Genomic DNA, 23186 nt, shown 5'->3' with positions numbered 1-23186 from the left:
CGCCCCTTCTCTCTGATTCTCCTGTTCTAACAGTTGCCCCAACTGCCACCACAACTCCCAAGATTCTGGTTGCAATTCCACTAATGCTTGATATGCAGGGATGTAGCTTTGATTGAGATTAATTACTTTTTCATAAGTGGCGATCGCCCCTTCTTTCTGATTCTGCTGTGCCAGCACTTGTCCCAATTGCCACCACATTTCCCAGGAATCTGGCTGTAACCTTAGCAAATTTTGATAAGCTTCTACTGAACCAGGATTTAGTTCTATAGTACGCCGATACATAGCTATTACCTTCGCCAAATCCAACTCACTTCGCCGTTGCAAGGCTTTCCCCAAACTCTGCTGAATTTCCAACTCTTCTGGCTCTAATTCTAAAGCTTTTTGATAACAAGCGATCGCCTCATCCCACCGACCTACTTTTTCCCAAGCTTCCCCTAAACTGTAATGAACCCAAGGTGAAGATGAATTGAGTTCGATCGCACTCTGATAGGCATTAACAGCTTCTTCCCAACGACCCAGCTTAGCCAAAGCATCCCCCAAGTTGTGGTAAGACCAATAAAAATTTGGATTTTCGTCAACCGCTTGACGATAGGAGGCGATCGCTTCCTCCCATCTTCCTTCTAGCTTCAGTTTGTTGGCCCTATCAAAATAGCTTACTGTCATTTTTTATCCTTCAGATATCCAGCCGACATCTTACTGTTTATGGATATACACTAACGGCTCCTGCTCGATCGCAGACCAGTTACTTTCAACCCACTCTATCACCTCTTGTACCCCTTGTTCAAAGGAGACTTGAGACTGCCAACTAAGTTCCCGTTCGGCCCTAGAACAGTCTAGCAGATATTGGGAATCCTGACCCAATCGCTCACCGACAACCTGAACGCATTTTTCAAAATCATACCCCATGCCAGCACAAACCTGACGTACAATATCAGCAATTGTGCGATCACTCGGAACGGTAAAGTGATAAGTTGCTGAGTTCCCTTGTTTCAAAGCCAACAATAAACCCTGAACAACATCTCGAACATGAATAAAGGACTTAACCGAGGTTCCTCCACCGTGCAGTTCAATGGTTTTACCCATTTTTAAATAAATTGCTGTTCTCGGAATAATCTTGAACAGTTGTTGATGCCTGCCGTACACATTTGTCGATCGGATAATAATCGCTGGAAACCCAAAGTTCTTGCTGATGCTATGCAGGTACATATCCGCGGCTGCCTTAGAAACAGCATAGGGCGTACTGGGGTTGAACAGCGTCTCTTCCGTTACTTTATCCGCACAACTGCCAAAAATTTCGGCTGAAGAAATGTGAACGTAGGACTTGAGATAATCCCGACTTCTAAGCTGGTTGCACAACTTTACCACCGCCGTCGTGTTAATGTCAAAATACTCAACCGGGCTGTAATTGCTCAACCCCACCTCACTCAAAGCAGCCACATTAATTACTACTTCCGGCTTGGTTGCGTCTAGCAGTTCTATCAGGCGATCGAATTCCCTGACACTATTAATTTGGTGGAAAGTAAAATCAGGATTTTTCCGTTGTTTGTAAGGCAGGAAAAAGTCTTTATATTCAGGCGATCTGCTAACACCAATTACTTTATTATCGGGGTCTTCCAACAAAGCATCTACAATGTGACAACCCGTAAAGCAATTACTGCCGATAACAACGTAAGTCTTTTTACTCATTACACCCCTCCTTTCAGGTAGAACGATCGCACGCACTCGATCGTATAATCAATTTCATCTGAGGTGAGATGTTGGTGAGCGGGTAAGGTAATCATTACCTGTGAATCTCTCTCCGCTACCGGAAAGTCACCTTTCTTATAGCCCAAATGAGCAGCCGCTTTTTGCAAGTGAACGGGAATCGGATAATGAATTTTAGCTTCAACTCCATTTTCCTGCAAATAAGTCAGTAATTCATCTCGATGTTCCACCCGTAGAATGTAGAGGTGGTAAACGTGCTTAACATTAGCTGGACGCTGGGGAATATGAATGAACTCGCCTAAATCTGCAAAGGCTTCATCCAGCCTTTTCGCATTAGCTATGCGGGTATTAGTAATAAACTCAGTTTGCCCTATTAACCGATTGCCGATCGCGGCTTGTAGTGAGTCCAAACGAGAATTGTGACCGAAAATTGCCACTTCGTCGCGGTTAATTAAACCGTGATTGCGGAACAATCGCAAATTTTCGTACAACTCTTGCGATCGCGTCACAATTATCCCACTATCACCCCAAACATTCAAATTCTTTAACGGATGCAGTGAAAAAGCTGCCGCTTCCCCCCAACTACCCACATACTTGCCATCTCTAGCTGCTGTAATTGACTGACAAGCATCTTCAATCACCAGCAAATTATGTTTTTCTGCAATCTTCATAATCGCAGGCATATCTGCTACATTGCCCGTGTAGTGCACAGGTAGAATTGCCTTCGTCCGGGGAGTAATCGCCGCCTCAATTAAGTTAACATCAATCGTATAACCTTCATCATTATCCACAAATACAGGAGTTGCCCCCGTCATCGCGATCGCCCCCACCGTAGCAATGAAAGTATTAGTTGTGGTAATTACCTCATCTCCCGGGCCAATCCCCAGCATTTTCATCGGTAAAATCAGAGCATCAGTACCCGAATTCACCCCAACCGCGTAAGGCATTTGGCAAAATTCAGCAAACCGACGTTCAAATTCAGTCACAGGAGCTCCCAGCGTAAAATCGCCGCTCAACACCAATTCCCGCACGTCCGCCAGATAATCATCAACATTAGCAAACTGCCGATCGAGGTAAGAAAACTTGACTTGCATTCTCTGTTTTATTAACATATTTACCCTTCAATTACTACCATAAAACGCTTGAATACTGTCGCAAACACGCTCTAACTGCTCCTCTGTTAACCCCTGATTTACTGGCAGACTTAAAATTAGATTAGCCTGTCGTTCAGTCACGGGAAAACTATCCTCTCCATATCCTAACTCTTTTCCGACAGTAGAGAAGTGGATAGGAACTGGATAGTGAACTGATGTACCTATTCCCCTTTCTCCCAGAAAGTGCCGCAGTTCTTCACGGCGTTCTGCTTGAATAACAAAAGTGTGGTAAGCGCACTTTTCATATTCTTTTTCCAACGGCAATTTCACCTGCTCAATTCCTGCCAATCTAGCCTGGTAATAACAGGCATTTTGGCGGCGCTGTTGGGTCCAAGCTTCGAGATAGCGTAATTTTACCAGTAAAATTGCAGCTTGCATCGTGTCTAGGCGAGAATTATGCGACCACATCACACAGTCATCGCGGGTGCGAAGACCTATATTCCGCATAATTTTCAACTTGTCATACAGTTGTGGATCGTTTGTTGTGAGAACTCCGCCATCGCCGCAAGCATTTAAAGTTTTCAGCGGATGCAAACTAAACCCACCTATTGTACCAAATGAACCGACTCGCCGACCTTTATATTCAGCCAAGACTGCTTGAGCCGCATCTTCCACCACATATAATCCTTTCTCTTTTGCCAATTCTAAAATAGGCTCCATATCGCAGGGACGGCCTGTGAGGTGAACTGGTAAAATAGCTTTAGTTTTAGAAGTAATAGCAGCAGCAATTAGATCGGGATCGATATTATAATCATCCCGCACATCCACAAAGACCGGTTTAGCTCCTAGAACTCTAATACAAGTTGCTGAAGCAATAAAGGAATTAGGTGCTGTAATTACTTCATCACCGCTGCGGATTCCCAAAGCTTTCAGGGCAAAAATTAAGGCATCGGTACCTGAGTTAACGCCAACAGCATAGCGGACACCGCACATTTCTGCAAATTGACGCTCAAATTCGGATACTTGTTCACCTAAAATAAACTGCCCGCTGTCTAGCACTTCGCTAATAGCTGCCAAGATTTCGGATTTGATTAGTGCGTGCTGTTGGGCTAAATCAACGTAAGGGATTCGCTCTACCTGGGATTGAGAATTGATAATTGGAGCCTGGAGCATTGTCATTTTTAATAAGTTTTAACTGGGTGAGTATTAAAACGGCCCTGTGAATCTTTTATCTGGAACATCCAGGGGAGTTTCCCGCAGAATTCCCAATTCTGTTTCTGTTTGTACGACCAAACCCATCATCGTGCGGGCCGCATTTACCATGTCAACAGCGCGGGGATAGTAATCGTTGGCGATCGCCGGACTAGATGGTGCGTACACATCAGGAAGAGCTATCCGTTTGGGACTGCATTTAAGAAAAGGATAAGCTTCTTCTGCCACAATTGCTAGGATTTCGCTGGCAAAACCCAAGGTTCGCCAAGCTGTATCGGCTGCAATCAGTCTCCCGGTTTTGCGTACAGATTCCAAAATAGTTTGGGTATCTAAGGGTTTGAGCGATCGCACATCCACGATTTCTGCTTCTATCCCGTCTCGCGACAACAACTCAGCGGCCCGCAACGCTTCCAGCGTCATGTAAGAAGTTGAAACAATCGTTACATCATGACCTTCTCGGATTTTCCGAGCTTTGCCAAGTGGGACGCGGTACATTTCCTCTGGTACTGGGCCAAAAATTTGGTGCAGCCAGCGATGTTCAAAAAATATGACAGGGTTGTTGTCTTCGATCGCGGCAATCAGCAACCCCTTAGCATCATAAGGCGTTGTCGGCATCACCACTTTTAACCCCGGCACATGAGCAAACCAAGCTTGGAGACTTTGGGAGTGTTGCGGCCCTTGACCCCAACCCCGACCGATGACTAGGCGAATCACCAGGGGAACAGATGCTTTGCCACCAAACATATAGTGCCACTTAGCGGCGTTGTTCACCATTTGATCCATTGCTAGTAGGGCAAAGTCAACCCGCTGATGCACCAAAACCGGGCGCATCCCGGCCAGTGCAGAACCGATCGCCACGCCAGTCATACCATTTTCAGCTAACGGCATATCCAGCACCCGCTCTTTACCAAATTTCTCCCGCAGTCCCAAGGTAGTGCCAAAAATGCCTTTAGGATCGGGAACCCCTTCTCCCATGACATAGACGGCCGAATCTGCGACCATCGCCTGAGTAAGAGCTTCTTTAATTGCCTGAGCAAAGGTTAGTTCGCGTTGGGTCATAGTCGGATTCATGCGTAGATATGCTGGAAGAGAATTTGCGGATCTGGGAAGGGGCTACTTTTGGCAAAGCTGACCGCTTCCTCCACCTCAGAGAAGATCGCCCTCGTCATCTCCTCCAAGTCTTCTGCTGTCAGAATCCCTTGCTCTAGTAACTGAGCTTGGGTGCGTTGAATGGGACAACGCACTTTCCACTCTTGAAATTCAGCTTCCGTGCGATAGCCCAAGTCATTGTCGTAGTTCGGCCCACAATGTTCCCGCCACCGATAAGTTTTGAACTCCAGAAAAGTTGGCCCACCACCACTCCTTGCGCGTTGCACCGCTTCAGCGGTCATCTGATAAACTTGTCCAACATCATTTCCATCCCCCTGAAAGCTAGGAATATTGTGAGACTTTGCTAGAGCATACACTTCTCGCCCCAACGGTTGGCGTTCGCTCATCCCCGTGTACACGGAGTACAAGTTGTTTTCGCACACAAAAACCACAGGTAGATTTTTTAACGCAGCGAAATTAGCGCTTTCGTGAAAAACGCCTTCTTCTGTGGTTGCTTCACCGAAAAATACCACCACTACTTTGTTTAATCCTTGCATGACGGCTCCCAAAGCAGCGCCTACCGCCACAGGTATTGTGCCGCCGACAATGGGAGCAGAACCCATAAATCCGGCCTCCAAATCGATCAAGTGCATAGAGCCGCCTTTGCCTTGACAGCAACCGGTGGCTTTACCGTACATCTCAGCTAAAAAAGCTTTTAAGTTGCCTCCGGCTGCTAAATAGTGACCGTGAGCTCGGTGATTGCTAAAAACGGCATCAGTCGGGTAAAGCGTGGCACAAACGCCAGCCGCGATCGCTTCTTGACCGATAGACAAGTGTATCGGGCAGCGCATTTCCTGTTGAGGATAAAGTTCAACAATTTTCTCCTCTACCAGGCGGATGCGGAGCATGGAGAAAAATAGTTGTTTCTGCAATTCGGGAGGCATGGTTATTTTACCTGAAAATTATAGACAAATTGGATACGCTTAATTGCCAACCATTTACTTACTTCAGGTTAATTTCTTGCATGACTTTAATATTGTAATAAAGGCTATCCGTCATCGGATTAGGAATCAAATTAGCATCAAACGCCTTTACTAAATCCTGCACGGCATCTTCTATTGTGTGCTGCGGCACAAACCCAAGTTCCTGCTTAATCTTCTCCGATGAAATGTGATAAGAGCGGTTGTCATTGGTCGGCGTGCTGACAATCTCTACTTGTTTTCCTACCACATTTCGCACCATTTGAGCAATTTGCATCACAGTATGATTTTCATAACCCGCGTTGAAAATTTTGCCGTCTATCGCCTCATCAGGCAACTCGAGCGACTTGATATAAAGGTCTGTCATATCCTCAATGTGAATGTTCGGTCGTTTTTGTTCGCCGCCAAACACCGTGATTTTACCGTTATTGACAGCGTGGTTAGTGAGAATATTAACGGTCAAATCCAGCCGCAAACGAGGGGAATAACCGCAGACGGTGGCCGGCCGCAGGATCAATGTAACAAACCCCGGTTCCCGCTTTGCCAGCAACACGTCCTCGCACATTGCTTTGTATTTGGAATAATCTGTTAAAGGTTGCAGTGGCAGTTCTTCGCTCACATTTTCGGTTTCTTTGATGCCGTACACGCTGGAAGAAGAAGCATAGATAAACCGTTTTACTCCACTGTTTTTTGCAACATCTACTAAGTCAACAAAAGCATCGTAGTTAATCGACTTACCGAGGTCTGGATCTAATTCAAAACTCGGATCGTTGGAAATGCAAGCTAGATGGATAACAGCATCGCATCCGGGTAGGATTTTTTCGAGCAGCGGACGATCGCGAATATCTCCTTTAATCTCTTCTAAGCCCGGATGGTCTTTGACTGCGGATAGAACATCTGCTCCATAAATGTACAAATCCACAACCTTAACTCGATATCCAGCTTCAAGTAGTTTAGGAACTAGAACAGCCCCCACATAACCTGCTCCACCTGTGACTAAAACTTGTTGCATTTGATTCACCCTACATTCCTCAATTATTTTGACTTGGGTTAATAGACCTCTATAAAAACTGTTATGGGGTAGGCATCTTGCCTTCCCTAAACTTTATTTTTACCCCTGTCTAATATATTAATCATCCCACCAAAGGTGTTACATTTAACATTTTTGACGGCGTAAAATTCTTCGTGTTTTGGATAAAGCCACTAATTTCTCCCATTGATGAAATTACCGTTATTTGATCGTAAAACGGAGATTTAGACAAATGTTGCTGTTCCTGTATTCCATAGCCAGTTTTCACCAGAAAAGCTTTCATCCCTAACTGCAAACCAGGCTCTAAATCCCTGAGTCTATCCCCGATCGCCCAGCACCGCGTCGGGTCTAAACTGTGGTCGGCCATCGCTTGGAGAAATAACCCAGGCGACGGCTTGCGACACTCACAAACGTAACTATACTGGATAACTTCACCTTTCGGGTGATGGGGACAGTAATAAAAATCGGCGATCGCCCCTGAAGCCACTTCAGCATCCCGTCGCATTCGATCGTTAACTGCCTCCACTGCCTCCACTGGGAAATAACCCCTAGCTACTCCCGATTGATTAGTCAGCACCAATACTGAGATGTCCTGAGTATTCAGGAATTTTAGCGCTTCGAGCACTCCCGGAATCCACTCAATTTGGTCGGGGTGGCTAAGGAAGTGGCTATCTTCAATTAGAGTGCCATCGCGATCGCACAAAATTGCTTGCGGCTTGCTAAAAGATGGCATCTCTATACCTTTAAAACTGTAGTAGCAAATTTCAACAACCGAGCTTTTTCTACAGGTTCAGCATTCCCAAGAGTATTAGCTGAAATTGCCCCAGCCAAATTCCCCAGCAGCGAACCAACTGCGATCGGTAATTCCAGCTTCGCACTCAAGCTAGCCAGAGCAAAAAACGCATCGCCCGCCCCTATTGTATCCTTTACTGCCAACGTCATTGCTGGACTCACATCTTCTTCTCCTTTAGCATTGATCCCCAACGCTCCCGCAGAACCTAAAGTGAGCCATCCTTGCTGAGAATCTAGATGTTGGAACAAGCCTTTAAGCAGATAATTGTGGTCTCCGTAACGGCTAGAAAACGCTAAACGTAGTTCTTGTTCATCCAAGCAAAAAACATCAGCTCGGCGGTACTTAGTAATTAAGTTATAGCCGTAATTGGCACTATTCGTTTGGCAGTTCAAGGCCAAAAAAGAAGCTTCATTTTGAACCATCTCCATGAGTTCAGAATCCAGCAATCCATGTCCGTAATCTGCAACCACTACCATGTCATAATCCCTAATCGTTTTTCGCAAACGCTCTAACAAATTTTGTCGCTGATTGGGCGCCGGTCCTTCTTCTTGCAGCTCATTAATAGAAAACAGCTTGGTGTAATTATCCCTCATTCCCTGCCGCTCAATGTAACGGCGTTTGGTGACGGTGGCGGCACCATTTTCATATTGTAAATCTAGCCGAATACCGCCATTTATATTATTCAAAATCAAGCTGTGAATGTCTGGCTCATTCCCCACCACACCAGCCACAGTTACAGAGTCTACAAAAGTAGCCATGTGGCGAGCAATAGCCAAAGAACCTCCTAAATGCTGCTCTTTTTTCAAAAAGCGAGTCGAAATAACTCTGCCCTTAGAAGTCAAACCCTGCACTGTACAGTGAACAAATTCATCAATAATTACGTCCCCCAACACTAATACTTTGAGCTTTTGCATCGCATCAACGCCCTTGCGAATTGCCTCAAAAGGGTATTGCTGGCTTAATTGGATGGCATAGCTTTTGATATGGGGTGGCAACACATCCGTGTAGTTATTGAGCAGCTTTGTTGAGCTAAAAACAATCTCGCCTGTATAGCGAATTTCTCCGCCGTAAGCTTTGACTCGATCGGCTTCCCGGTCAATATTTTTAGTAACATCTTGACTGTGGTCAGCATATTCGTGACCTTTGCAGTAAAAATTTGGCTGAACTCGATCGAGTACATCTAAAGCTGTAGCCACAGGAGCCAATAGCACGTAGTCTACGCAAGCTAAAGAAGCAATCGAATAAAGTCGCAAATCGTCGGAAAAAACTGGTCTGCCAGGGCCTCGGTTGACGTAATTAGCTGCGGTAATTGAAACTACCAATACCTCTCCCAAAGCTTTAGCTTCTTGCAAGTGGGCAATATGACCCGGGTGAAGGAGGTCAAACACCCCATGACAGAGCACTATCTTACGGTTCTGCTCTCGGACATTAGCAAGTACCTCTTTACAAGTTTCAAAATCAAGATATTTTTCTGTGTTCTTTGTCAGCATCTTTGAACTAAATGGTGTAATTTCCAACTCTGACGGGCTTGCCACCCTACAACACGGGAGAATCCCCGTTTTTGTAACTATACCAGGTGATGTTCGCGATGGCGCATCTACAAACTTGCGTTAAAAAAGATGAACGGACTTTTTTCACCCAAACCGGAGCCGATTTCACTTTGGCGACGCTATTCCTGAACAGTTTTAAGAGCAAAGCTACAAACAGACGATGCTCTCAGGGAGAATGGGTGTGTGCGCTGAGCTTCCCGGTGGCTATTTTAAACACTAGACTCTCGCTTAAGCCTAGTGTTCCCGCCACCTGAGCCTAGATCCGCCCTACCCTAGTTTTAACAGCAAGGACACGCCTGATCAATTCTTTCCATTCGAGGGAATTGCTCAGGGAGTTCGTATCGAGATACTCGCCTTTTTCTAAGGAAAAGCGACCAAAATTTTCCAACCAGTTCACAATAGTTTCTGTCGGTGAGAAAGGCGTACAATTCAAAGATTTCTGTAGAGAATGAGACATCCCAGCCCTATCGTGGTTGCGATAAGCATACCAGGCTTCCCATACTAGAACGCCGTACTGCACTGAATTATTTTCATCTGGATTTTTGACGGCATTTTCCTGAAAACGCCATCTCTCTAATTCCCCCGCAGTTTTGTGCAGTTGTGACTGCGACTGTTCCAATTCTTTCCGAGTCGAGTGGAGTTGCGACTGCGACTGTTCCAATTCTTTCCGAGTTCGATGGTGTTTGGCTTGGGATAATTCCAATTCTTGCCGAGTCGAGTGGAGTTGCGACTGTGACTGTTCCAATTCTTGCTGAGCTTGATAGTGTTCGGCTTGGGATAGTTCCAATTCTTGCTGAGTCGAGTGCAGTTGAGACTGTGACTGTTCCAATTTTTTCCGAGTTTGATGGTGTTCGGCTTGGGATAATTCCAATTCTTGCTGAGTTTGATAGTGTGCGGATTGGGATAGTTCCAATTCTTGCTGAGTTTGATGATATTGGGCTTGGAAGAGTTCTAATTCTCCCTGAATTTGATGCAGTTGAATTTGTATTAATTCGCAATCTTCCTGAGCCTGATACATTTGCGACTCAAATCGATCGCGCTCTTCCTGAGTTTGATATAGTTGAGCTTCGGTTAATTCCAACTCTCCCTGAGTTTTGTACAGTTTTGACTCGGATATTTCCAACTCACTTCTAGTTTGATGTAGTTGGGGATGGACTTTTTCCAACTCTTCCTGAGCTTGATATAGTTGGGACTGAAATTGAGCGCACTCTTCCTGAGTTTTAAATAGTTGAGCTTGCGCCAGTTCCAATTCTCCTTGAATAGGATAACTTTGACTTTGAACTACTTCTAACTCTTTCTGACTTTGATTTAGTTCCGTCAAGGATTGTTCTAACTCTGCCTGAGTTTGATAGAGTTGCGACTGCGACTGCGCCAACTCTCTCTGAATCTGATGAAGTTGGGCTTTGCAATTTTCAAACTCTCTCCGTTGTTCGTAAGTCATATTGTAATACAAATCGGTTGGTTCTAGGTTTAAGTTGAGATTAAATTCGCTGGAGACTTTGGTAAGTTCTATGACGGCAATTGCATTAGCTTGTGACCAAGGCCATCCGTATTCACTATCCCTAAGTTCTAAAGCATTTACTTCTTTCCAAAGCATATAGTGCTTTTCATCTACCGTTTCCCTATCTATCAGCTTTAAGTAGTTGGCGGATATAGCATCTTTCGGAATACCATATTTTTTCCATAAAACATCTAAATATTCTTGGCTAAATTGAATATACCATTCTGCATCTGTAAGTTTTCCAAAAGGAACGGTAATCAAGGCTTTTCCATCAATAGCCAGTAGATCGTAAATTTTTGCGATCGCCTTTAGGGGGCCCTCTAGATCGCGGTACTCTATCTGTTCCCCATAGCCTCCTGAAGGATCGTCTCCTTGCCCTACGTGCTCTACACTGGAAATTGATACTATTGCGTCATATTTTTCCGCTGATGGCAAGCTCATCAAATCTTGATTTTCTACACCTAGATCGACTTCAAATTTATCTACAATTCGTCTCGATCTGATCCCAATATTTTCGCTCAATGAGTTTTCGTAGTGGGAGAGTACGTTGCCAATTTCAAGAATTTTCTGAGGATTCCTTAGATTAGCAATAAAGTCAAAGGCAATGGAAATTTCTACGGCTCTTTCTGTCGGGTTATTGAATTTTATCCGATTGTAATATAACTCTTTACCTTTAAAAGTAAAGGTTCTTGTCCACTTACTCATTTTTTCCTCAAAAAGCAAATTACAAGTTGTCCGGCGCGGGTTATGCTGAAAATTGGTAGTTGACAACGGGAGTATTAAATTTAACCCTTAACCTTTAATTATTACACATAGTAGTTTTTTATGCAAGCTACGGGATATTTGGATAATATGGCTGGAGTCAGTGGCCCTCTTTTTATTCCTTGCTGATATTTTATAAACGCCCTTATTTTAGCGTAATCAAAAAAAATACCCCCCTTGAATTAGGGGGTTACGGCTAATCAGAAATTAATACTTCCTCTCCTGCGGCTCAAACATCGTAATCGCCACCGGCATATAAGCCAAATCAATCCCCGCCGGCGAATAATACGCCATTGTATGCTTCAAGAAATTGCCGTCATCGCGCTCAGTAAAATCTTCCCGCGAATGAGCTCCCCGACTTTCCTGGCGGTTCAAAGCAGAAGTTAAAATCATTTTTCCGACAATAATCAAACTCCGCAACTCCAAAGCTTCCACAATTTCCGTATTCCACAACTTGCCTTTATCGTCTAAGTAAACCTCCTCATATTGTCGCTCTAAATCCTCCAATTTCTTTAAACCTTCCTGCATCAATTCGGCGCTACGAAATACACCACAATACTCAGTCATAGTATCTTGATACTGCTGCCGGATTTGATTGATGCGGTATTTTCCGGGACGCTCTACAAGTGCCTGAATTTGCTCTTTTGCTTCCATAATATAACGCTGTTCGTCTACTGTCGGCAACTTGCGATTTTGTACGAATTGTGCTATGGTTGCGCCAGTAACTTTGCCATAAACGACGCATTCTAAAAGCGAGTTGCTGCCCAAACGGTTGGCGCCGTGAACGGACACGCAAGCTGCTTCGCCCGCTGCAAAGAAACCGTCTACTAAACTGTCAGGACTGCTGCGAACTTGGCCGCTAACATTAGTAGGAATTCCCCCCATTGAATAGTGAACCGTAGGGCGCACGGGCATCGGCTGATTTACGGCATCAATTCCTAACAAACGGTGGGCTTCTTCCCAAGCAAAAGGAATTTTGCTCATAATTTTTTCGCGTCCCATGTGCCGCAAATCGAGGTAGATAAAGGGGCCGCCGGCACTACCATCAACATTAATCCCTCGGCCGGCGCGAATTTCTATGGAAATTGACCGCGAAGTGATATCTCTGGGCGCTAATTCCATCCGCGACGGCGCATAATTAGCCATAAATCGATCGCCCTCTGAATTAATCAAATAAGCGCCTTCGCCCCGCACAGCCTCGGAAATCAACACTCCCACGGGATACAAACCAGTCGGGTGAAACTGCACGAATTCCATATCTTCCAGCGGCAATCCAGCTAAAGCCGTCATCGCCAAACCGTCTCCCGTCGAGGCGTAATCGTTCGACGTGGTATTGTAAACTCGGCCGTAACCGCCCGTAGCAAACATCACCGCCTTAGCACGGACAACCTCAATTTGACCGTCTAGCAGATGGTACATAACTACCCCCTTGGCTTGGCCTTCTTCCAAAATCAGGCGCGTGACATACCACTCCTGATAGATGTGAACTCCGCAGCGGCGCAGATTGTTGACTAATTCGTGGAGGATGGCGTGACCAGTTTTGTCCGCAGCGTAACAGGTGCGGCGGTGGGAATGTCCGCCGAAAGCGCGCTGGGCAATTCTGCCGTCTGGGAGGCGGGAGAAGAGGACTCCCATGTGTTCTAAATCTATGACTACACCGGGTGCTTCGCGGGTGAGGATTTCTACCGCGTCTTGGTCGGCTAAATAGTCTGAACCTTTTACTGTGTCGAAGGCGTGGGCTTTCCAACTGTCTTCGGGATCGACATTTTGGAGGCTGGAGGCCATGCCGCCTTGGGCTGCGACGGAGTGCGATCGAATCGGGTGAGTTTTGGCGACGACAGCTACCTTTAAACTGGGGTCAGTCCGAGCAATTTCTACTGCGGCGCGGCAACCTGCTAAACCGCCGCCTACAATGATTACGTCGTGTTCTAGCATCTTTTTGAATTATTTTGAGTGTTCTGCTCAACTTATCGTGACGCAAAAAAAAACTTCCTACCAAAAGAGCAGGAAGTTTTTTAACTTTTGATTTGAATGGGAAATCAAAAGTTAAAATTTCACATTGGACTAGCCGGCGCTTTCGATAGGCTGCTGAGTGGACTGATTTCCCGTTGCAGAAGGTTGAGTTTCCGTACCGGGTTCTACAGCAAGCACTTCAATGTTATTTAGCAGAGTTGTAACGAAAGCAAACAGCAAGAAGGGCAGAGACAGCACTAAAATCAAGCCGACGGTAGCCAAGGCGAAGATTTGGCGGGCGCTACTCCACAAGGCGAGTGCCGACGCTAGACTTAGGAAGATGACTATCAGCCAAACAATGATTTGACCGTAAATGTCGCCAAAGGTGAGCGTACATTTAAGGCGATAGTTTTGGATGTTATTCATTTGATGCCTCGCGAGATTGCTATTACGACTTGTCCAAAAATACTTTGACAGTGTGTCAATGGCCACTGTAAATTTCTAAGTTTAGCTGCCGCAACCTGGTTTTAGGGCTGTTTTAAACATTTTTATAGAAGTTTGCAACAACACTTTATGAATTTTTGTTTCTGACTGGGAAATTTGGCCGAAACAAGACTTACGCACTCCGACAAAGAAACCGGGTTTTTTACTGTTTTGGCGGGCTGTAACGCGTCTTTTCGCAAAAAACCCGGTTTCTGGCAACCCCTGCGTCCAGGACTAAGCTGTTCTGAATCTAAATCGTATTTTTTGTGCGGGCTTTCTGGCCCAACCCCTACTCCCCACAAGAACTTTATCAAATTTTAGTTCACAGTTTAAATGTCCAACAGCTTACGAAACAAAGGCACAAGGGGAAAGTCTACTTTTTGAGGGAGCCCCGACTTGGTAAAGAAATGTTAAGCTGCGGGGGAATGGAATCAACCTTTATAGCGTCGCACCTGTCTTTTCGCCCATGTCTTCAGAGAGCAAATTGCTGATTTCGCGCTGTTTCCTGGCTGGTTTGGGAACGCAGATGTTTATGTACCGCGAAGACCGGATTCCCCAAGAGAGTCCGGTTCTGGTGGTGAGCAATCACCGCAGTTTCTTAGATCCTGTGCTGCTGACGGCGGCTTTGGGTCGATCGATCCGCTTTGCTTGTCATCATTACATGGGTCAAGTTCCGGTGATGAGGGAAGTGGTCACGACTTTCGGCGCTTTCCCCTTGGAAGCACCGGAACACCGACAGCAGCATTTTTTCTCTCAAGCGACAGCGCTACTGCAAGGCGGCGAGATGGTGGGGGTGTTTCCAGAGGGTGCAGAACCGATGGTGAAGCTGACGGGGCCGAATACTGTGGGGAAGTTTCAGCGGGGATTTGCTCATTTGGCTTTGCGAGCACCGGTGCGGGATTTGGCAGTTTTGCCGGTGGCGATTAGTTCTTTTGAGGAACACTCAGTACGATCGGGTGTACCGCTCAAGTTGTTGAGTTTGTTTGATCCTTCGGAACCGCTGTTCGATCGATCTGGGTGGCATCCTGTGATAATTTATCAGCGAGTTAATGTTTTAATCGGCCGGCCTTACTGGATTACTGTCGAGAGACAGCAGCAATATCAAGGCAAAAAAGCCAAAGCTGTTGTTGCTGAACTCACGAACCACTGTCAGGGAGAAATTGCAGAATTACTCCAACGAGGTTGTTTGTAAGTTTGTTGACTGTTGGCTGTTGGCTGTTGGCTGTTGGCTGTTGACTGTGGGCTGGTGTCAGATTTCCAATCTAAAATCTAAAATCTAAAATCTAAAATCGATTGACTTGAATCATGGCAAATGCTAACAACAAGATTCGTTTCCTAACCCCCAAACCGCCGAAACCCGATCGCCCTTTATTTGTATTTCTGCCCGGTATGGACGGGGGCGGTTTGCTGCTGCGCTCCCAAATTCCTAAATTAGCCAATCATTTCGACATCCGTTGCTTAACTTTACCTGCGGACGATACGCCTAGTTGGGACGTACTGGTTAGCGAAACAATTGCCTTAATTGAAGCAGAAAAGCAAGCCGGAAAGCCGAAGCGGCCGGTTTATCTGTGCGGCGAGTCATTTGGGGGCTGTTTAGCGATGAAAGTTGTGTTAGAAGCTCCTCAAGTGTGCGATCGATTAATTTTAGTCAATCCAGCTTCTTCGTTTCGACAGCAGCCTTGGGTGCAGTGGGGCTCGTATCTGACTCAGTGGCTGCCGGCCAACCTTTATCCGCTGTCGGTAATCGGTTTATTGCCGATATTAGCATCATTAGGAAAGATTGGGCGCGACGATCGCCGCGCTTTGCTAGAAGCGATGCAAGCAGTACCGCAAAACACGTCCGTGTGGAGATTGGCGTTAGTGCGATCGTTTAATGTTGACGAAAATCAGTTGCGCGGCATCAAACAGCCGACGCTAGTAATTGCTAGCGGTGCCGATCGGCTGCTGCCTTCTCTAGTAGAAGCGAAGCTTTTAGTCAAGGTAATTCCCAAAGCTGAAATGGTGCTGCTGGCTAACAGCGGTCATGCTTGTTTGTTAGAAACAGATGTTAACCTTTATGGGATTATGCAAGCTCGCAATTTTTTGACAAATAGGTCATTAGTTATTAGTTATTAGTTTAGTTAGTGCTACAAAAACTGACCGTGCGTAGTGCGTAGGTTGGGTTGAGGAACGAACCCTCCGTTTCACTCCGCCCAACATTTTCGGTATGATTTTCCTTAACTGAACCGTATTGAATTATGCTCAATCTCAAGCTTCCCGAACAAAGACGAAAACTTTACATTGAAATTGCACTGCGTAGATGCCGTCCCGGTAGTGGCAGCAGTCAAGATTTTCTGAATAAAAGAACTTGGAATCATCCCGTGACAAACATTAAAAGGGAGCATCCCGATTTTGCAAAAAGCAAAAATATTAAACTGCAAATTCACCATTCAAGTAGGCACAACGAAGTTGCAACATTTGAGAGACACTTTCAGATTTCCACTGCGCTCCTGAAATTTTGAGCCTTCTACCTATCTGCTTGACCGCTGATTCTACCGCTCCCGAACCAATGGAACCTGGTTGCAATTCCTGACAAGTTTCATAGTCCACAAGTCGAAAACGGTGTTTTTTGAGGTAGGCACGGAAATTAATCACTTGCCGACGATGGCAGTTATCAAAAATGGCGATCGCATCTTCCACCCGACCACGCCATAACAAGGCCTCAGCAAGTTTTATCCGCTTACCGGAGCCACCCACTTTATACAGATTTTCTTTCAGGTGATACCAGTCTAGGATTTCTTGCCGTTGTTCCGTTGTCCCTATTTCCTTGAATAAATTCCAGACACCATCGTGACCATCTCCTAAACAGATTACAGGATTAGTTAGCGGCTGACTATTCGCCCAATCGGTGAGGCTTAAGTTATCTTGGAAGAAAGCGCCATAGTAAAGGTCTTGCAAGCGCACTGCCTTATAGTCGCGCCACTCACACGGAAGTCCCTGTTCTGTTCGGAGTCGCACTTTACCGCCATCTATGCTGACTTGTGCGATCGCACCTTTAGCTTGCAAGACGGAAAATTCTTGGCGCTGCACTTGCCTGTGTTGACTGCTATGACTGACATAGACTCCTGTGAGGGTGGCTAGGTCAACAGAGGCATTTTGGTACGACTCAGAAGCCGAAAGTAAAAAACAGCATTTTTCTAACAGAGGACTTCTACGGCTGTAAGGCTCGATCCCCAAGCGGTTTGCTTGTTTTTGTGTAATGAAGAGCCGTCCTACACAACTGTTGAGTGTGCGCGATCGCCCTTTAACCGTTTTGGTTACTTTTTGGATAAAAAAAGGGCAACTTTGGGGCTGACATATTCTAACATCTGTTGACGTACTACTTTCTCAAGCCTTTCTAAGGTAGCTATTTCTGCTGAATCTGTATTTTTGTAAAGGATTTGCGCTATTTCTTGAATACAAGCTGATAAGCGTAATTGTTCTTCGGGAGTTATGCTCATTTTTTTCCCTGATCTACTGTTTTGATTTTAGCTGCTGGCAGTCTATTTGCAAAATCGGGATGCTCCCTCTAAGTTTCTCACAGGCCGCAGCAAAACTTTACCGTCATTACCACTTATAGCTACTTGCTTTCCATCCAGGCTAAAACTTACAGAGCTCGAAGTTTCTTGATAATAAAACAAGCGATCGCCTTTCTCATTACCTTATTTTAGAAGAATTTGGGAATTTGCGATCGCATACTCTATCCATAAGGGTTTGAGAGTAAATAAACTTTCATCCTCTACTATCTTTTTTAATAAATACCGTCTATTTAAAGACCGTAAACCATCAGCAATATCGGTTATAGGCGAAGATAAACACGACTTCAAATCATCTATAGAAAATGCTTGTTTTGGCTGAGTGAGTGCAAAAATAATTTGTTGTTCTATTGGCGACAGTTCGATAAATTTTTGATTAAAAACCGACTTTAAATCCTCATTCAATAATGTGCTATTTTCATTAAGAAAACTGCTAACTTTGCCTGAAAATACGTCTTTAATTAAAGTTCCAATATGATGTAAATATAAAGGATTACCATCGTATAAATCAATTAATTTCGACCAATATTCTCGGTCTGTTAATTTGAAATTGCTCAAAAACTCTACATCATTTAAGCCGTTTAATTCTAATGTTTTAATCAGATCTAAATCATTATCTAAAGATACCATTTCTCGACATTTTTCTTGACTTATCAAAATTAAACTGCTTTGATGTTCAATTTGAGTTGTTATTTCAAATAAAGTTTTGTAATCACCATATTCTGGCTGATATTGTCCTGCTAGTTGACCCTTAATAAAAATATTTTCCAGATTGTCCAGAACAATTAAACATTTTTTCTGACGGAATATTTCAAATAACTTAGTTAATCGATCTTCGATATTTGTCAAACTTTTATTTTCATCGGATAAACGATTTAAAATATTAGTTAGTAAATCATTTAATGATTTAGGAAATTTGAGGCTTCTCCAAATAATCACTTCAAATTGTTGACTGTTTAAATCAATAAATCTTTTAACTAGAGTAGTTTTGCCAATTCCGGTTAATCCTAATACAGCAATTAAAGGAATATTTTGAGTAAGTATCCATTCTGAAAGGGTAGCGAGGTCGGAAGCGCGATCGTAAAATTTAGTAATTCTGGGTGCAATTGATAAATCTTGGTAATTAGATAGAGGATTAATTTCTGCTTCTGAAGTATCATTATTATGTTCGGATTTAGAAGTATTTGAATAAATATTAAAATTATGATTGCCTACAACATTAACATCATTTGCCTTAACAACCTGTGAGCCAATATATTCCATTCTTGCTGCCTCTATTGTGCTGAGAAAAGTTGATTGATTAACAGCTTTTTTTTGTAATCCTAATTGTGTTGAGATGATTTTGTAAAGTTTGGCGGCTATGTCAGCAACATATTTCTCATTATACCCATGATTTTTTCCAATATCACCATAAGTTTGGTCTTGGCAGATTCCTTCTATTGCTTTCTTTTGAATATCGCTCAAGTGTTTACCTGTTTCCGCAAAGACCAAGCGATCGACTGTTTCCTTAATATCCATAGATTGCATATTATAATCATTATGAGAAGGATTATTTAACGGTAGGTCTACTATATTAGATTTGATCCAGATTTGTCAATATTTTTCCAGATTTTCCCATATTTTTCTATATTAGCATTCCCTAGAAAAATCTAGAAAAATCTGGACACATATCAAATTAGCCTAGCTACGATTAGATTATTGTTTCTCTCTCCTAATAGGAGGAAAAGATCATGAGTTCCAAAAAAGACGACCACATATTGGAGCAAATGCGTCACAATGCTCACTTGGCACACGCTGGCCATCAGCTTAAACATCAAATGCAGCATACGCAGCAGCAATTTTCTGCTCCTAAGTTATCGGTGACACTAAATCAAATGCCTTCAGTATCTTTAAAACCTCTTATGGGAGGTTTCGGTGGGTCTGGCGGTTGCTAAACCACACAATATGATGTTTGCCTGAATGCTTTTCTTGTAGGGAGTTTGTCTACTAAGTCTCTACAAGATTGCATCACATTAATTAAACGGACATCATATTAGATATCATCAAAGCTAAATAAGAGTGATAGATTAACTTCACTCTTATTTTTTTGTCAGCGCGTAAGTCCCGATCGGGAGCATCCCGATTTTGTAGGATATATTTGCAAATTCGGGATGCTCCCCATTAAAACGATCATTCAAAAAACCCTTTTTGTTGTAGTCGGAGGGATTGCTACTCGGCTCTATATGCCTGAAAGAATGACCGATGACGTGGCTATTTTAGTATTAACTCAAGATGCTGCTAATCTTTATCGAGAATTAGAGCAAGCTGGTAGCACGAGAACGGGAGAACTTAGCATTGGTGGCAGCACTTGGGAATTGCCTGATGGTACTTATTTGGATGTAATTGAATCAAGAGATTCTTGGGTAAGAGAGGCAATTACAAATCCAAATAAAGCACCCGATGGATTGCCAATTATCGGATTGCCTTATCTGGTCTTGATGAAACTACAAGCTAGTCGCGGTATTGATATAGGAGATTTAACGCGGATGTTGGGAGGGGCTGACGAAACTGCTTTGCGGTTGGTAAGAAGGGCTGTACAAGATTTCCTGCCTGATGCTGTGGAAGATTTAGAAAGTTTAATTGTTTTGGGAAAGCTAGAAAGGAGTGAGTAATAATGGGACACAGGGACACCCCCTGACCCCCCCGAAGGCAGGGTGGATTAATTGTCGCAGGAGCAAGGTATTATAGTATTTGCGATCGGGTCTGACCCGATCGCAAATACTAGGATACATTTAAGTAGATGAGTGGGAAAATACATAAGTATGTCATTGTTCGTTAAACGTCGCAATTCGCTTAAGGTTCTAGCCGCTTTACATTCGGTTACACAGCAAGGTTTATTTGCGCCTACCTACTTATCCTCTGACAATAAATCCACCCTGCTTTACTACTCGTGAAACATACTTAGTCTGGTCAGATTCTGACTTTTTCAAGCCTAGGCCTTTAGATGTGCGCTTCCTGATGTAATTCTTTATTCTTGCGTCGCACGTACACGAACAGATCCACTAAACTCAGGCCTGTTTCTTTGCATATTTATTACCTTTACCGGATATATACCCATTCTTTTGGATATACATTGTTCTTTAGGGCTAGCCTGTAAATCTTCTATTTTTACGTCTATTCCGCCCACCCTGTCGGTGAGATAAAGCAATTTTAGGTTACCCACTAAGTTATCAGTTGTCTGGAAGCAAAGCGTTGTATTCCTCATATCTTTTGGCATTAAGTTCAATGTCTCTTGAGGACCGAGAGTCTTCTCTCCTAATAAAATCGTTTCTGCTAAGGATCGCGAATTAAATAACTTACAATTTTAATTGTTATTGTGGGATGGGCGTCTCGCCCGTCCAAAAAGGACGGGCGGGACGCCCATCCCACAAACTTGTGGAAGTTATTTAATTCTCATTCCTAAGGCTGTACCAACGAAACCCAAAGAGATACCAGCCGCAGCGATTAAAACCGCTGGTAGTTTTTTGACAATGCTCATACGACAATACCTCGTTTGTTGAAATTTACGTTGATTAGTGTTTTTTTCTTCCCACATCTTTTAGACGTTTTCCCACCCCAATTGGGGAATTTTTCGAGTTACGAGCATTATTTTCTCCCCAAAAATCCACTCTCAACTCCTAGAACCCTTCCCCTTCTTACCTTTCAACCGCAGCAAACTCTTCTCAACCTCCCCACGCGCTGGATACAATAACTGCTGACTCAAAGCAATTTCATAAGCCTGTATCGCCCCCAACTTATCCCTCAACCCCACGCAAGCTCTCCCTAACCAGTAGTCAGCCATAGCCCCGTTAAACGCTCTCAATTCCTGACATCCCTCACCGGCAACTTTCCACCAGCGCTGACTAGCCCCAACATCCCCCAGCACCTGGTAACTCTCCGCCAGCCACAACGCCGTCGGCACGAATTGCAGAGAAATTCCCGCTGGTAACAACTTCCATCCTTTCTCCAACGCCTCCACCGCTTCTTGATGTTTAAGCGCCAAAGCCAACACCCGCCCATGACGAAACCAAGTATCAACTAACTGCGGCTGAAGTTTTGTGCCCTGCTCAGAAACACTACATCCTCGTTCAATCTCTTTGAAGTGTTCCACCAACACCCGCCCCGCAGTCGCCCAAACACTCCAACGTTCAGGAAATCGTTTCAGCATCTGTTCTACCACAAAACGCAATTCTTCCCAGCGTTTGGCAGCCGGTAAAATTTCACACAAGACCTGATAAATTGCACAATTATCGGGATACAGTTGATAAGCATTCGCCATCATCTGTGCTGCTTTTTGATATTCTCCCGTGTCGTATAAGCACCGGCCATAGTAATACCAACCATAAGGATAATTGGGGTGTTCGGTGGTAAACTCTGCTAATACCTCCACACCTTGCCGCCAATCGCCTCGGAAAATGTGATAATAGCCCAGAGAATTGTGAGCCTCAGCCCCATGAGGAGTTTGTAGCAGTAAAGAGGTAATCATCTTTTTCGTCAGTTTCCCCTCTTCACCAGAAACTAATCTCATCTGAAGACGTTGCTCAATTTGTCGTTGCAGTACCCTAAAATCATTCGGAAATAGAGCTATAAGCTTGCTCAACTGCTCTGTTGCGGCGCTCATATCCCCCACCGCCAGATTCGCATCTTGGCTGTAAATCAACGCCACAACATCATCTGGGTTGATTGCCAAAATTTGCTCCACAGCACAGAGCACGCCAAGATGATTTTCTATCTGCTGATACACCTGTGCCAAAGCCAGCCGGTGAACGACTTTTTCAGGTTCTAAATGAGTTGCTAAATTAAAGGCAATAATTGCTTTGTCACTCTCACCCCGACAAACTGCAATCAATCCCTTGATATGATGCTGAGTCGCTTCGTTTTCGTAACACGACAAGGCTTTTTCATAGACTTCTATTGCCTCTTTTTCTCGTTTCATTAGCTGCAATAGTTTCCCTAGTTGCAGCCGCACACCCATTAATTGCGCTTGTCGCTCAATCACTTGATGATATTCGGCAACCGCTTGTTGCCAGTCTCCCATCTGGTAAAGCAAATTAGCTAGTTCTAACCTTTTTTTCCATCCTTGGGGATATTTCTGAACATACTTACTTAAAGAGTTCAATTTCTGCTCTTGTCTAATTGGCTTTTCTTCTAAGAAAAAGTGAACATTCATCTCTAGCCCAGAAGATTGGCAGAACTGCACCAATGATGTGGCAAAGTGTCCAGACATAATTTAGACTGGCTATAGATAAGGGGAAATAGAATAATTTACCTTGATCAGATTATGTCTTAGTTACTCAAACTGAACAAGCCCAAAAAGATTAATTATTATTAAGAAAAATTAATGTAATCGCGTCAATCAATGGCTCTCTCGTAAACAAAAAGCGATATCTAAGACGGGCGTTGCCTACGCACTCCGAAAAAAAGCGATCGCGCCCTTCGTCGAGTGGGCAAGATCGCTTTTTC

The 23186-nt window shown here is 44.2% G+C and carries 19 protein-coding genes; 4 read left to right on the top strand and 15 right to left on the bottom strand.

The features are described from left to right. From QUB35_RS15145 to QUB35_RS15090, 12 genes are all read right to left on the bottom strand, one after another. Positions 1-663 (bottom strand): tetratricopeptide repeat protein (locus tag QUB35_RS15145; RefSeq protein ID WP_333142677.1); only part of this gene is annotated, 663 nt, incomplete at its 3' end. Between the two features lie 30 nt (positions 664-693). After that, positions 694-1686: an NAD-dependent epimerase/dehydratase family protein gene (locus QUB35_RS15140; RefSeq protein WP_333142676.1), complete on the bottom strand. Its 993-nt coding sequence runs from the start codon at positions 1684-1686 to the stop codon at positions 694-696. After that, on the bottom strand, positions 1686-2816 hold the full coding sequence (locus QUB35_RS15135) for a DegT/DnrJ/EryC1/StrS family aminotransferase (RefSeq protein ID WP_333142675.1): 1131 nt from the start codon (positions 2814-2816) through the stop codon (positions 1686-1688). Before QUB35_RS15135 ends, QUB35_RS15140 begins: the two co-directional genes overlap by 1 nt. Before the next feature lie 9 nt (positions 2817-2825). Continuing rightward, on the bottom strand, positions 2826-3977 hold the full coding sequence (locus tag QUB35_RS15130; protein WP_333142674.1) for a DegT/DnrJ/EryC1/StrS family aminotransferase: 1152 nt from the start codon (positions 3975-3977) through the stop codon (positions 2826-2828). Between the two features lie 27 nt (positions 3978-4004). Next, positions 4005-5069 (bottom strand): alpha-ketoacid dehydrogenase subunit beta, encoded by a 1065-nt coding sequence (locus tag QUB35_RS15125; RefSeq protein ID WP_333142673.1) that lies wholly within the window; start codon positions 5067-5069, stop codon positions 4005-4007. An 8-nt stretch (positions 5070-5077) separates the two neighbouring features. Next, a complete protein-coding gene (locus QUB35_RS15120; protein WP_333142672.1) occupies positions 5078-6043 on the bottom strand; it encodes a thiamine pyrophosphate-dependent dehydrogenase E1 component subunit alpha in 966 nt (321 codons plus the stop codon). Between the two features lie 58 nt (positions 6044-6101). Then, positions 6102-7091 (bottom strand): SDR family oxidoreductase, encoded by a 990-nt coding sequence (locus QUB35_RS15115; protein WP_333142671.1) that lies wholly within the window; start codon positions 7089-7091, stop codon positions 6102-6104. 121 nt (positions 7092-7212) lie between these two features. Beyond that, positions 7213-7842, bottom strand: coding sequence for an HAD family hydrolase (locus tag QUB35_RS15110; protein WP_333142670.1), 630 nt, complete (start codon positions 7840-7842; stop codon positions 7213-7215). Between the two features lie 2 nt (positions 7843-7844). Then, complete coding sequence (locus QUB35_RS15105; protein WP_333142669.1) at positions 7845-9392, bottom strand: PfkB family carbohydrate kinase; 1548 nt, start codon at positions 9390-9392, stop codon at positions 7845-7847. A 316-nt stretch (positions 9393-9708) separates the two neighbouring features. Further along, positions 9709-11658 carry a hypothetical protein gene (locus QUB35_RS15100; RefSeq protein ID WP_333142668.1) on the bottom strand — a complete coding sequence of 650 codons (1950 nt, stop codon included), beginning with the start codon at positions 11656-11658 and terminating at the stop codon, positions 9709-9711. A 264-nt stretch (positions 11659-11922) separates the two neighbouring features. Next, positions 11923-13650 (bottom strand): succinate dehydrogenase/fumarate reductase flavoprotein subunit, encoded by a 1728-nt coding sequence (locus QUB35_RS15095; RefSeq protein WP_333142667.1) that lies wholly within the window; start codon positions 13648-13650, stop codon positions 11923-11925. A 129-nt stretch (positions 13651-13779) separates the two neighbouring features. Beyond that, entirely contained in the window at positions 13780-14094 is a 315-nt protein-coding gene (locus QUB35_RS15090; RefSeq protein ID WP_333104558.1) for a hypothetical protein, read from the bottom strand. 523 nt (positions 14095-14617) lie between these two features. Between QUB35_RS15090 and QUB35_RS15085 the strand changes: the two genes are divergently transcribed. Both QUB35_RS15085 and QUB35_RS15080 read left to right on the top strand, forming a co-directional pair. Continuing rightward, a complete protein-coding gene (locus QUB35_RS15085) occupies positions 14618-15343 on the top strand; it encodes a lysophospholipid acyltransferase family protein (protein ID WP_333142666.1) in 726 nt (241 codons plus the stop codon). Positions 15344-15456: 113 nt separating this feature from the next. Further along, entirely contained in the window at positions 15457-16266 is an 810-nt protein-coding gene (locus QUB35_RS15080; RefSeq protein ID WP_333142665.1) for an alpha/beta fold hydrolase, read from the top strand. Positions 16267-16560: 294 nt separating this feature from the next. Here QUB35_RS15080 and QUB35_RS15075 read toward each other — a convergent pair. Then, positions 16561-17624, bottom strand: a protein-coding gene (locus QUB35_RS15075) for an ISKra4 family transposase (protein ID WP_333142681.1) whose coding sequence is annotated in 2 segments (ribosomal slippage) — positions 16561-17468 and positions 17468-17624 — 1065 coding nt in all. Because the reading frame shifts where the segments join, the coding sequence is not laid out codon by codon here. A gap of 207 nt (positions 17625-17831) precedes the next feature. Then, complete coding sequence (locus QUB35_RS15070) at positions 17832-19232, bottom strand: NB-ARC domain-containing protein (RefSeq protein ID WP_333142664.1); 1401 nt, start codon at positions 19230-19232, stop codon at positions 17832-17834. 203 nt (positions 19233-19435) lie between these two features. Here QUB35_RS15070 and QUB35_RS15065 point away from each other — a divergent pair, with 203 nt between their 5' ends. Further along, positions 19436-19639 carry a hypothetical protein gene (locus QUB35_RS15065; protein WP_333142663.1) on the top strand — a complete coding sequence of 68 codons (204 nt, stop codon included), beginning with the start codon at positions 19436-19438 and terminating at the stop codon, positions 19637-19639. Between the two features lie 288 nt (positions 19640-19927). Continuing rightward, on the top strand, positions 19928-20356 hold the full coding sequence (locus QUB35_RS15060) for a hypothetical protein (RefSeq protein ID WP_333142662.1): 429 nt from the start codon (positions 19928-19930) through the stop codon (positions 20354-20356). Between the two features lie 998 nt (positions 20357-21354). Here QUB35_RS15060 and QUB35_RS15055 read toward each other — a convergent pair. Then, entirely contained in the window at positions 21355-22950 is a 1596-nt protein-coding gene (locus QUB35_RS15055) for a tetratricopeptide repeat protein (RefSeq protein WP_333142661.1), read from the bottom strand. Between the last annotated feature and the right edge of the window lie 236 nt (positions 22951-23186).

Origin of the sequence: Microcoleus sp. B13-B6 (assembly GCF_036705405.1) — a bacterium.
Classification (GTDB): Bacteria; Cyanobacteriota; Cyanobacteriia; order Cyanobacteriales; family Microcoleaceae; genus Microcoleus.
This window is presented reverse-complemented; position numbering and strand designations above follow the sequence as displayed.